Annotated in this window: 9 protein-coding genes; 3 read left to right on the top strand and 6 right to left on the bottom strand. The window is 66.2% G+C overall.

Annotated elements, in window-relative coordinates; genetic code table 11:
* Positions 1-119 precede the first annotated feature (119 nt).
* The 5 genes from ACLMAJ_RS16350 to ACLMAJ_RS16330 form a co-directional block, all read right to left on the bottom strand.
* The gene (locus tag ACLMAJ_RS16350; RefSeq protein ID WP_412014552.1) at positions 120-1,559 is read right to left on the bottom strand and encodes a vWA domain-containing protein; all 1,440 of its coding nucleotides are present in this window, start codon (positions 1,557-1,559) and stop codon (positions 120-122) included.
* Positions 1,559-2,446 carry an AAA family ATPase gene (locus ACLMAJ_RS16345; protein WP_412014551.1) on the bottom strand — a complete coding sequence of 296 codons (888 nt, stop codon included), beginning with the start codon at positions 2,444-2,446 and terminating at the stop codon, positions 1,559-1,561. The genes ACLMAJ_RS16350 and ACLMAJ_RS16345 overlap by 1 nt, the downstream gene beginning before the upstream one ends.
* 926 nt (positions 2,447-3,372) lie before the next feature.
* Positions 3,373-4,374, bottom strand: a complete 1,002-nt coding sequence (ilvC, locus tag ACLMAJ_RS16340) for a ketol-acid reductoisomerase (RefSeq protein WP_412014793.1) — start codon at positions 4,372-4,374, stop codon at positions 3,373-3,375.
* A gap of 49 nt (positions 4,375-4,423) precedes the next feature.
* Complete coding sequence (ilvN, locus tag ACLMAJ_RS16335; RefSeq protein WP_412014550.1) at positions 4,424-4,927, bottom strand: acetolactate synthase small subunit; 504 nt, start codon at positions 4,925-4,927, stop codon at positions 4,424-4,426.
* A complete protein-coding gene (locus ACLMAJ_RS16330; protein ID WP_412014549.1) occupies positions 4,924-6,858 on the bottom strand; it encodes an acetolactate synthase large subunit in 1,935 nt (644 codons plus the stop codon). Before ACLMAJ_RS16330 ends, ilvN begins: the two co-directional genes overlap by 4 nt.
* Before the next feature lie 340 nt (positions 6,859-7,198).
* On the opposite strand from ACLMAJ_RS16330, the gene ACLMAJ_RS16325 reads away from it, so the two are divergent.
* Positions 7,199-7,810, top strand: coding sequence for a PH domain-containing protein (locus ACLMAJ_RS16325; protein ID WP_412014548.1), 612 nt, complete (start codon positions 7,199-7,201; stop codon positions 7,808-7,810).
* 190 nt (positions 7,811-8,000) lie between these two features.
* On the top strand, positions 8,001-9,842 hold the full coding sequence (gene ilvD / locus ACLMAJ_RS16320) for a dihydroxy-acid dehydratase (RefSeq protein WP_412014547.1): 1,842 nt from the start codon (positions 8,001-8,003) through the stop codon (positions 9,840-9,842).
* Between the two features lie 99 nt (positions 9,843-9,941).
* Here the strand turns inward: ilvD and ACLMAJ_RS16315 are convergent, their stop codons facing one another.
* A complete protein-coding gene (locus ACLMAJ_RS16315) occupies positions 9,942-10,814 on the bottom strand; it encodes a DoxX family protein (protein ID WP_412014546.1) in 873 nt (290 codons plus the stop codon).
* 210 nt (positions 10,815-11,024) lie between these two features.
* On the opposite strand from ACLMAJ_RS16315, the gene ACLMAJ_RS16310 reads away from it, so the two are divergent.
* Positions 11,025-12,134 carry a PQQ-dependent sugar dehydrogenase gene (locus ACLMAJ_RS16310; protein WP_412014545.1) on the top strand — a complete coding sequence of 370 codons (1,110 nt, stop codon included), beginning with the start codon at positions 11,025-11,027 and terminating at the stop codon, positions 12,132-12,134.
* Positions 12,135-12,175: the final 41 nt, after the last annotated feature.

The raw sequence follows: 12,175 nt of genomic DNA, 5'->3' as shown, positions 1-12,175 counted from the left end.
CCCTCGCGAGTGGCACATCACGGAGGGGGCTTCTCGGTGTTTGTCGCACCCATGTGCCATTCGTGACGTAGTCCAGTGAAGTCGGCTACAAGAGAGCGATGGGACGGGTGTTGGGGTAGTCAGGCGGGGAGGAGACGTGTGATTACCTCGGTGAGCTGTTCGACATTTCGGCATTCATGCATGGTGATGTGCTCGGCGTACACGTGAGCGGCCGAGTCGCCGGTGGACCACGAGCGGGAGGGCTCGGGGTTGAGCCAGTAGGCGTGTTTGGCTCGGTCGGACATTGCTTGTAGCGCACTGAGATTCGGGTCGGTGCGGTTGGTGCGGGCGTCGCCGAGGATTAGTAGGGACGTGCGGGGGCCGAGGGCTTCCAGGTAGTTGTCTACGAAACCTTGGAGAGCTTCGCCGTAGTTGCTGCTGCCGAAGCGGGCTACGTTGGAGGTGCGGACTATTCGGGCGGCGGTGCCGGGGGTGGGGGGTTCGCCGGGGGTGAAGTGGGCGGTGATTTCGTCGCAGGTGTCTATGAAGCCGAAGCTGCGGACCTTGCTGAATTGGTCTTGGAGGGCTTGGACCAGTTGGAGGGTGAATTCGGCGAAGCCGGTCACCGAACCCGAAAGGTCGGCTAGGACGACGAGGTCGGGGCGGCCGTGTTTGCGGGCGCGTAGGACGGGGTCGATTGGTACTCCGCCGGTCGCCATGGAACGGCGCATGGTGCGGCGCATGTCGATTTGGCCGCGGGCGGATCTGCGGCGGCGGGCTGCTAGGCGGGTGGCTAGTTTGCGGGCCAAAGGGGTTACCAGGCGGCGCATTTCGGCTAGGTCTTGCTCGCGGGCGCCCAGGAAGTCGATGTGGTCGGTGCTGGATTCGACGCCCCGGCGAGCGATGTATTCGGTGCCGCGGAGTTGGGCGGAGCGTAGGCGGGCCTCGGTGCGGACGGCGGTGCGGAATTGGGCGAGGCGACGATTGGCTTCGATGGTGCGGACGGTGGTGTCGAATTGGCCGGCGGGTGCGCCCATGCCTGCGACGATGCGGTCGATGAGGTCTTCTGGGCGTAGGGCTTTCATGGCCAGGTAGGAAGACCACCCTGCGCCGGAGGCCGTGGTGACGGGCCCCGAGCTCTGGCCGGTTCCCGCTCCCCCGTAACCGCCGAGTTCGGTCAGCGCTTGTTGCGCGAGTTCGGTTGCCGCCGCTCGATCATCTTGTGCCAGTGCGGATACCAGTCGATCGCGCATCGCGTCTATGGAGTCCGGGTCGGCCGGGCGTTCCGACTCCAGTGGGTTCGCGGTGAGGAAATAGAGGTCGAAGAGTTGATCGAAGACCGCGCGTTGACCGTTGCGGCGCAACAGAGTTGCGGCCAGTCCTGAACGCAACCGGTTCCGATCGGCGAGGCCGAGGGCGAGGATCGCTTCGGCTGCGTCGATGGTTTCGCTGGGGCCGGCGTGTATCCCATGGTCACGGAGCAGGCCTACGAATTCGACGAGGCGGTCGGTCATCGAATCGGCGGGCCGGTCGGTTCGCCCAGGCCGTGCTGACTGCACTCCAGCAACGTGATTCGCCATCACTTCGCCGCATCCTTGCCATCCGCACCCGACAGACCCAATCGTTCGATCGCGATGCGGTGGTCGGATTGATATTTCAGTAGGACGCCGAGAGTCGATCGGACGATGGCGCCGGTTACGTTGCGTGCGCCGAGAGTGGCGAGAGTTCTTGCCCAGTCGATGGTTTCGGCGATCGATGGGGACTTGCGCAGGGGTAGTTCGCGGAGGGCGCCGACGACGGTGACCAAGGATTCGGCCATTGCCTCGTCCAGTTCGGGGACCTTCATCCGGACGATGGCGCGCTCCAATTCGGCTGTCGGATAGTCGATGTGGAGATAGAGGCAGCGGCGCTTAAGAGCTTCGGAAAGGTCGCGGTTGGCGTTGGAGGTGACCAGGACGAAGGGTTTGCGGACGGCGGTGATGGTGCCGAGCTCGGGGATACTCACCTGGTAGTCGCCGAGAACCTCCAGCAGCATGCCTTCGAGTTCGACGTCCGCCTTGTCCAATTCATCGATGAGCAGCACCGTGGGGTTCGGGTTGCGGATCGCGGCGAGCAGGGGGCGGGCGAGGAGGAACTCCTCGGTGAAGACGTGGTCGCGAGTGCTGTCCCAGTTCTCGTTGTCGGTCGCGGTGATACGCAGGAGTTGTTTGGCGTGGTTCCACTCGTAGAGGGCTCGGGCCTCGTCGATGCCTTCGTAGCATTGCAGGCGAACGAGATCGGACTTTGTCGCGGTGGCGACGGCCTTGGCCAGTTCGGTTTTGCCGACGCCCGCCGGGCCCTCGATCAACAAGGGCTTTCCGAGATGGCCCGCGAGGAAGACCGCGGTGGCGATATCGAGGGACGGCAGGTATCCCGCGTCGGCGAGCCGCCGCGTCACCTCGTCTACCGAGCCAAAGAACTTACTCATCGGTAACAGTCTATAAGGTCCGTGCCCAGCGCCTTCGCCGTCCCGACCGCGACGGAGGCCGCGCAGGAGCGGACCCTGAGACCTGATACCTACGAGGTAGGGGTCACCTCATACCAAAGGATGAACCTTCCCTGTAATGGTGCCAGCCCCATTGCCTTTCGGTCGAACTCCGGCAGAGTGTAGATCGTGCGGTCGACGCGTACCGGTCTCATCAGCACCCATGATGGCCTCGATCGCACCCTCGATACAGACCCTGCCCGACGGGCCTCGAGCCCCGCGAGAGCAGACCCTCGTAGAGGGATGGTGAACGCGCGGTTCACCGAATGAGAGAAAGGATCCATGGTGTTCTCGACAGCAAAGTCGACTACTCCACGCCGGAGGTTGGCGCATTTCGCTATCGCCAGCGCGTTTGTCGCAATTCCATTGACCGCCTTCGCGGTTCCGGCCTCGGCTGATTCCGCAGTTGGCGCTCCGGCGATTACCGAAGTCCGCCACCCGCGTCACAACAACAACGACTGGGATTGCGATCGCCGCGGCCCACAGGACGACTGGAATCACAGCCCGAGTCGCCGCGACGACTGTGACCGTGGTCGCTGGAACGATCGTGATCGCCGGGACGACCGACGCTGGGACGACCAGTGGCGCATCCCCCGCAACATTTTCCCTGGCGGATTGTTCGGTAGCAGCTAGTTCCTGGAGCGGGCGGGACTAGTGGCGCGATATCGAATCGATGTTCGCTGCCGTCGGGGGTTCCGCCCGGATGGATGAATCAGGACGGATTCGCGGTGTTCCGACAACCGGTCCGCGTCGAATGCTGTGCAGGGCTGCGGTTGTCGCTGGCCCCTTGATCATCCGCGCCACATCAGGAGTCGACAACGGCCCGGCACCATTGAGGTGCCGGGCCGTTTGCGTTAGTCGCCGCAGACTCAGGCAGTCTCGGTGATCGGCCGGTCGACCCAGCTCATCAGGCCGCGCAGCTTGGCGCCGGTGACCTCGATCGGGTGCTCGGCGTTGGCTTTACGCAGACCCTCGAGCTCCTTGTTGCCGCCCTCGACGTTCGCGACGAGACGCTTGACGAAGCTGCCGTCCTGGATGTCCTTGAGGATGTCCTGCATGCGCTTCTTGGTGTCGGCGTCGATGACGCGCGGGCCCGACAGGTAGCCACCGAATTCGGCGGTGTCGGAGACCGAGTAGTTCATGCGGGCGATGCCGCCCTCGTACATGAGGTCGACGATCAGCTTGAGCTCATGCAGAACCTCGAAGTAGGCCATCTCGGGGGCGTAGCCCGCCTCGACCATTACCTCGAAACCAATCTTGACCAGTTCCTCGGTGCCACCGCAGAGCACGGCCTGCTCACCGAAGAGGTCGGTCTCGGTCTCTTCCTTGAAGGTGGTCTTGATGACGCCGGCGCGGGTGCCGCCGATGCCCTTGGCGTAGGACAGCGCCAGCGCCTGGCCCTCGCCCTTCGGGTCCTGATCGACGGCGATCAGGGCGGGAACGCCCTTGCCGTCGACGAACTGACGACGCACCAGGTGGCCGGGGCCCTTCGGCGCGACCATCGCGACGGTGATGCCGGCCGGAGCCTTGATCAGACCGAAGTGGATGTTGAGGCCGTGGCCGAAGAACAGCGCGTCGCCGTCCTTCAGGTTGGGCTCGATGTCATTGGTGAAGATCGACGCCTGGGCGGTGTCGGGGGCCAGCACCATGATCACGTCGGCCCACTCCGAAACCTCGGCGGGGGTGCCGACGGTCAGACCGGCCTCTTCCGCCTTGGGCCGCGACTTCGAACCTTCGGTAAGACCGACGCGAACGTCGACGCCGGAATCGCGCAGGCTCAGCGAGTGCGCGTGGCCCTGGCTGCCGTAGCCGATGACAGCGACCTTGCGGCCCTGGATGATCGACAGGTCGGCGTCGTCGTCGTAGAACATCTCGACTGCCACTAGTGGTTCCCTTCTGGATTCTTCTGTTTAGGACTGATTAGCGAGTGGCGGTGATCGACTTGGGACCACGTCCCACGGCCACCACACCGGACTGCACGATCTCGCGGATTCCGAACGGTTCGAGCATGCGCAGCAGCGCGTCGAGTTTGGACCGGGTTCCGGTCGCCTCGACGGTGAGCGCGTCCGGGGACACGTCGATGACCTTCGCCCGAAAGAGCGTAACGGCCTCGATCACCTGAGTGCGCACACTGGCGTCGGCGCGCACCTTGACCAGGATCAGTTCACGGGCCACCGAGGCGTCGGAGTCCTGCTCGACGATCTTGATGACGTTGATCAGCTTGTTGAGCTGCTTGGTGACCTGCTCGAGCGGCAGATCCTCGACCGTGACGACGATGGTCATGCGGGAAATCTCGGGGAGCTCGGTGCCGCCGACCGCGAGCGACTCGATATTGAAGCCGCGACGGGAGAACAGTGCCGCGACTCGCGCGAGCACGCCAGGCTTGTCCTCCACCAGCACGCTGAGGGTGTGGGTGGTACTCATCCTTCGCTCACCTGGTTCTTCCCGTGTGACATCGCCTCATGGATGACGGCGGGCTCGGCGCCCGATTCGTCCTCGTCGAACAGCGGGCGGATGCCACGCGCTGCCATGATCTCGTCGTTGCCGGTGCCCGCGGCGACCATCGGCCACACCTGGGCGTCCTTGCCGACGATGAAATCGATCACCACGGGACGGTCGGTGATGGACTGCGCCTCGCGGATCGCGGCCTCGACGTCTTCTTCACGCTCGACCCGGATGCCGTGGCAGCCGAGGGCTTCGGCGAGCTTGACGAAGTCGGGGATGCGCAGCGTGTGCGTGCCGAGATCGGTGTTGGAGTAGCGCTTTTCGTAGAACAGGGTCTGCCACTGGCGGACCATGCCGAGGTTGCCGTTGTTGATCAGCGCGACCTTGATCGGGACGTTCTCCACCGCACAGGTGGCCAACTCCTGGTTGGTCATCTGGAAGCAGCCGTCACCGTCGACCGCCCACACCTCTTTATCGGGTGCGCCCATCTTGGCGCCCATGGCGGCGGGCACGGCGTAGCCCATGGTGCCGAGACCACCGGAGTTCAGCCAGGTACGCGGCTTCTCGTACTTGATGAACTGAGCGGCCCACATCTGATGCTGACCGACACCGGCGCAGTAGATCGCGTCCGGTCCGGCCAGGCGGCCGAGCGCCTCGATGACGTACTCGGGCGAGAGCGAACCGTCACTCGGGGCGTTCCAGCCAAGTGGGTAGCTCTTGCGGACGCCGTCGAGGTACTTCCACCATGCTCCGAGGTCGAGCAGCGGCGCCGAGGTGGTGGCGGGATCGGACTTCAGCGTCTCGATCAGCTCGGTGATCACCTCGCGACAGTCACCGACGATCGGAACATCGGCGTGCCTGTTCTTGCCGATCTCGGCCGGGTCGATGTCGGCGTGGATCACCTTGGCGTTGGTCGCGAAGGAATCCAGCTGACCGGTCACGCGGTCGTCGAAACGCGCGCCGAGGGTGATCAGCAGGTCGGACTTCTGCAGCGCGGCAACCGCTCCCACGGTGCCGTGCATACCGGGCATACCCATGTTCAGCGTGTGACTGTCCGGGAACGCGCCGCGCGCCATCAGAGTGGTGACCACCGGGATGCCGGTCAGTTCGGCCAGCTCCAGCAGCTGGGGCGAGGCATCGGCCTTGATCACGCCGCCGCCGACATACAGCACAGGCTGCTTGGCTTCCAAGATCATCCTGGCGGCCTCACGCACCTGCTTGCCGTGCGGCTTGGTGACGGGACGGTAGCCGGGCAGCCGCATCTCCGGCGGCCAGCTGAAGGTCGTCTGCATCTGCAGCACGTCCTTCGGGATGTCGACCAATACCGCGCCGGGGCGACCGCTCGAGGCCAGGTAGAACGCCTCGGCCATGATGCGCGGGATGTCGACGCCCTCGGTGATGAGGAAGTTGTGCTTGGTGATCGGCATGGTGATGCCGGAGATATCGGCTTCCTGGAACGCGTCCGTGCCGATCAGGCCGCGGCCGACCTGGCCGGTGATCGCGACAATCGGGACCGAGTCCATCTGAGCGTCGGCGATCGGGGTGACCAGGTTCGTCGCGCCGGGCCCCGAGGTGGCCATGCACACGCCGACCTTGCCGGTGGCCTGGGCATAACCGGTCGCGGCGTGACCCGCGCCCTGCTCGTGGCGCACCAGCACGTGACGCACCTTGACGGAGTCGAACAGCGGGTCGTACACCGGAAGAATCGCGCCGCCCGGAATGCCGAATACGGTGTCGACGCCGAGCTCCTCGAGCGAACGGACGACAGACTGCGCGCCGGTGACCCGCTCGGGCGGGACCTGGCGGCGATTGGCCGCGTTCGTCGGAGTGCCGGCAGGCGATGCCGGCTGATTAGCCGCAGGCGCCGGCCTGCGGGCCGAGGGCCCTGGCCGGGCGGTTGGTGCGCTCACCGTCTTGGTTTCCTCACTGCTTGTCGTTCTGACCCCGGACAACACTTGCTGTGCACGCGGTGCATGCGTCGCGCCGTGATCCGGAACTCCGAGTTGATAGGTCCGAACACAAAAAAGCCCCCGACAGCATGGCTGTTCGAGGGTGGCGCGTCGCGCGCGAGCTGACGTATTCGACTCAGATAGTCAGGCTCAACGCTGGACGCGCCGGCCGATTACGAGCAACTCGTTTCGATTCACGCGCATGACGGTATGTGCGCGCGAGCCGATCAGTCAAACAGGTCCCATTATGTGAGACAGAGTGGGTGCTCGAGTCTGTCCACCATGATGCGAGGATGGTGGTGTGTCATCACCGCATCAGTCCGTGCCACCGGCTAAATCATCCCACATCTCCCACGACGGATCGGATACGGGTCGCTCGGCCGACCCGACACCGCCGCAGCCCGCCGCGAAGGTCATCCGCGTTACGCAGCTTGCCTACCTGGGCGTATTGGTGCTGCTGTTCTGCGTGTTCTTCCCGTTCGTCGGCTGGCCGATCGCGCTGTGGTGGCTACTGCTGATCCCGGTCGCGGTGGCGGTATGGATTTACCGCACCAGGACCACCGTCTCCGAAGGCGGGCTGGATCTGCGCACCGTGTTCGGTTCGCGGCACCTGGACTGGTCGCAGGTCGCGGGTGTGACGATCCCCAAGCGCGGGTTCGTGCGCGCCCACCTCACCGACGACACCGATGTGAAGCTTCCCGCGGTCAGCTATGACCGGCTGCGCGAGCTGATCGCCGCGTCGGGCGGACGGATTCCGGACCTGTTCGCCGCGGAGGCCGCGGCGTGGGAAGCCAAGGTGCGGGCCGAGAAGGAAAAGGAAGAGGCCGAGCAGCAGAAGACCGAAGCGGAGCAGGCCGGTTCGAAACCGGCGGACACCGACCCGGAGACGAACCAACAGCCGCCGGTAAGCTAACAGCCGGATGCGCGATCTGGTGACCGCGTCGGGCGGATGATCCCCGCCTCAACTCGCCAGACCTGTGGATACCGACGGTGCCGGAACCGACACAACCGATGACACCGTCAGCGCCGACGCCAACCAAACGCGGCGACACATCCCGAACCACAGACTGACAGCGACCCCGCGACCTCCCGAGGATTCATAGATGCCACCGCTTCGTTCACGAACCACCACCGTCGGCCGCAATGCCGCAGGCGCCCGCGCACTCTGGCGTGCCACCGGTATGACCGACTCCGACTTCGGCAAGCCGATCGTCGCCATCGCGAACTCCTATACCCAGTTCGTCCCTGGACACGTGCACCTCAAGAATGTCGGCGAGATCGTGGCCGAGGCGGTGCGCGCCGCGGGTGGCGTGCCGCGTGAGTTCCACACCATCGCGGTCGATGACGGCATCGCCATGGGTCACGGCGGCATGCTCTACTCGCTGCCTTCGCGCGAGATCATCGCCGATTCGGTCGAGTACATGGCGAACGCGCACACCGCCGACGCGCTGGTGTGCATCTCCAACTGCGACAAGATCACCCCCGGCATGCTCAATGCCGCTATGCGCCTCAACATCCCGGCCGTGTTCGTCTCCGGCGGGCCGATGGAGGCGGGCAAGGCCGTTGTCGTCGGCGGTGTCGCGCAGGCGCCGACCGACCTGATCACGGCGATCGCGGCCAGCGCCAACATGAACGTCAGCGAGGAAGGGCTCGACGAGGTCGAGCGCAGCGCGTGCCCGACCTGTGGCTCCTGCTCCGGCATGTTCACCGCGAACTCGATGAACTGCCTCACCGAAGCGCTCGGACTCGCGTTGCCGGGCAACGGTTCCACCCTGGCCACCCACCAGGCCCGGCACGCGCTGTTCGAGCGTGCGGGCACGGTGATCGTCGACATCGCGAATCGCTGGTACCGCGAGGACGATTCGTCGGTGCTGCCGCGGAATGTGGCCAGCGCCAAGGCATTCCGCAACGCGATGGCTCTGGACGTGGCCATGGGCGGCTCCACCAATACCGTGCTGCACACGCTGGCCGCGGCGCAGGAGGGTGAGATCGACTTCGATCTGCACACCATCGAGGAGACCAGCCGCCGGGTGCCCACCCTGTCGAAGGTCTCACCCAATTCCGACTACCACATGGAAGACGTGCACCGGGCCGGTGGCATCCCCGCCATCCTCGGTGAGCTGCGGCGCGCGGGACTGCTGGAGACCGACGTCTCCACCGTCCACACCAAGAGCTTCGACGAGTGGCTCGACACCTGGGATATCCGCTCAGGCAAGGCGTCCGAGGAAGCGATCGAGCTGTTCCACGCCGCGCCGGGCGGCGTGCGAACAACCGAGCCGTTCTCCACGAACAACCGCTGGTCGTCGCTGGATACCGACGCCGAGGGCGGCTGCATCCACGACTTCGAGCATGCCTACACCAAGGAGGGCGGCCTGGTTGTTCTGCGCGGCAACATCGCACTCGACGGCGCCGTCCTCAAGACCGCGGGCATCGATGAAGACCTGTTCGCCTTCCAAGGTCCCGCGGTGGTCGTGGAATCCCAGGAAGCGGCCGTGTCGGCGATCCTCGGCAAGAAGATCAAGCCGGGCGATGTGATCGTGGTCCGCTACGAGGGCCCCAAGGGTGGGCCGGGCATGCAGGAGATGTTGCACCCCACCGCCTTCCTGAAGGGCGCGGGCCTCGGCAAGGAGTGCGCGCTGATCACCGACGGCCGCTTCTCCGGCGGCACCTCCGGCCTTTCGATCGGCCATATGTCCCCCGAAGCGGCAGGCGGCGGCGCGATCGGCCTGATCGAGAACGGCGACCAGATCCGCATCGACGTCTCCACCCGTACCCTCGAGGTGCTCGTCGACGACGCCGTGCTCGCCGAACGACGCGCGAAAATGGAAGCGTCCGAACGGCCATGGCAGCCGGTCGACCGAGTTCGCACGGTCACCACGGCCCTACGCGCCTACGCCGCCCTCGCCACCTCCGCCGACAAAGGCGCGGTCCGCTACGTCCCGTAATACCGAGTAGCTCGGTCGAAACGAACGGCGTCCCTCATGCGGTCATGAGGGACGCCGTTTGCCGTCGATCTATACGGCCTGAATACGCGGACAGGTGGACTAGCCGACACCGATCAAGGGGTTGCCGCCGTGCAGCCAGAGCCAGGTGCCGACAGCGGCGGCGACGGCCAGGATGAGGACGGCGAAAGAACCGAAGGACGGGCGGATGGCCCAGCCGCGGTTGCGGTCGAAGGAAAGGCGGCCCGGGCCCGTCAGGATGATGACGGCAGCGGTACCGGCCAGGATCGTTTCCAGTTCGACGCCGGTGGTGACCTTGTACTGGAAGCCGGGGAGCATGCCCTGCTTCCATGCCCACGCGTCGAGGATCACCGCCAGCACCGCGCCCGCGGCCAGCGGGGTGGCGAGGCCGAGCACCAGCAGCACGCCGCCGCCGAGTTCGCCGGCGATGACCAGGACGGTCGACATGGTGGCGTGGTCCCAGCCACCGTTGGACATCATGTCGCGGGTGCCGTCGAGGCCGGGTCCGTGGAACCAGCCGGCCAGCTTCTGCAGACCGTGATAGATGAAGGTGCCGCCGACGACCACGCGCAACAGGAACAGGCCGAGATCGAGGGTGCCGCGGCGATTGTCGGCATCGCGGCGGCGCAGCGGCCGACTCGACTCACCCGGCGAGTTACCCGCGGGCGGGATGCTGGCGTACGCGTAGGTGGGCGCTGCGGCGGCCGCGCTCGACTGCTCACCGACCGTTGGGACTTCGGGTCCGGGATCGAGGCCGAGTTCGTCGTCCGTGCGCGGCACGTCCTTGCTCAGCTCGGGCCCCTTGCCCATCGACGGGATCTGCTCGGTCGGCGAATCGTATGGGCTGCTCACGCCGCGGCCGGTGGTCGAAACCGCCTCCTGCGCGCCGGCCGACGGTTCGCCCTTCGGCGCTGAGCCCGCGGACGGGGAGGTCTCATTCGGCTTGTCGCTCACGACCGCTCCTCACCAATGCTCGGCTTCGGCGCGCGCGGGGCGCACTGTGTTGATCGTTCGCTCACAGACTCGCTCACGGCTTAACACCCTATGCCGCCGCGGGCTACGACGGGCAGTCCGGAGGCAACGGCGTGTCCGCCCTCGGGTGTCTGTGGCCGACACCCGACCCGGGAGGGGCGCGGCGGGCACTGTTTCCGTAACGTCTGAACCATGAGTTTGGTTGTCGCGGGCCGCGTCGCCCTGAGCTTGGCGCTCGGCGCCGTCCTGCTGGCAGGCTGCGCGCGGTTCGATGATTCAGCTTCCAGCCCCTTCACGCCCGAGCCGACCGTCAATCCCGCCGACCCCAAACCTCCGAAGCAGGCGCCCACTCCGGGCACCCGGCCGACCGGTCCCTGCATCGATCCCGACCCGGCCGTCGTTGCCACCTGCATGGACACCACCGGTGGGCTGATCACCCTCGGCGAGAACGCCTTGGTCACCGAGCGGCGCACCGGACGCATCTTGAAGGTGGTGCCGGTGGATCCGAGCAGCCCACAGGAAACTCCGACGGAGATCGCCAGCCTCGACGTGGACGGCTCCGGCGACGGCGGGCTCTCCGACATCGCGTTGTCCCCGACCTATCGCGAGGACGGGCTGATGTACGCCTACATCACCACCGCGACCGACAACCGAGTGGTCCGCATCGCCGACGGCGGCCCACCGAAGGCCATCCTCACCGGAATTCCGAAGGGCTCCACCGGCAATCACGGTTCGATCGAGTTCGTCACGCCGACGCAACTGCTGGTGCTGACCGGCGATGCGGGCAATCCCGGCGCCGCGGCGTCACCGTCCTCGCTCGGCGGCAAGCTGCTTCGGGTGAATTCGCCCGCGCCGGGGGCGACGGCGGAAATCGCGGTATCGGGCATCGGCACCGCGGGCGATGTCTGCGGTGACGGCAAGGACAGCGTCTGGATCACCGACCGCACCGCGACCGAGGACCGCTTGCAGCGCCTCGACAAGGACGGTTCGGTCACCACCGCGTGGACCTGGCCCGATCGTCCGGGTGTCGCGGGATGCGCGGCAGCCGCCGACGGCATTGCCATCGCGCTGACCGGCGCGAAGGCGGTCGCCATCGCGGCGGCCGACCCGACCACGCACGCCGTGACCTCCTCACCCAGCCTCGTCGCGCAGGACAAGTACGGACAGCTCGGCGGCGCCGCGACCGGTGGCGACGGCACCATCTGGGTCTCGACGGTCAACAAGACCGACGGTCAGCCGGGCCCGTTCGACGATCGTGTCGTGCGCATTCCGCCGCCGCAGGGTGGCGGCGGGTCGGACTGATCCGGCTCATCAACGACGAATCGGGCCGCGACACTCCGGTG

This window comes from Nocardia arseniciresistens (assembly GCF_046764875.1).
Classification (GTDB): Bacteria; Actinomycetota; Actinomycetes; order Mycobacteriales; family Mycobacteriaceae; genus Nocardia; species Nocardia arseniciresistens.
The sequence above is the reverse complement of the archived record's forward strand: the minus strand, read 5'-3'. Positions and strand labels throughout refer to the sequence as shown.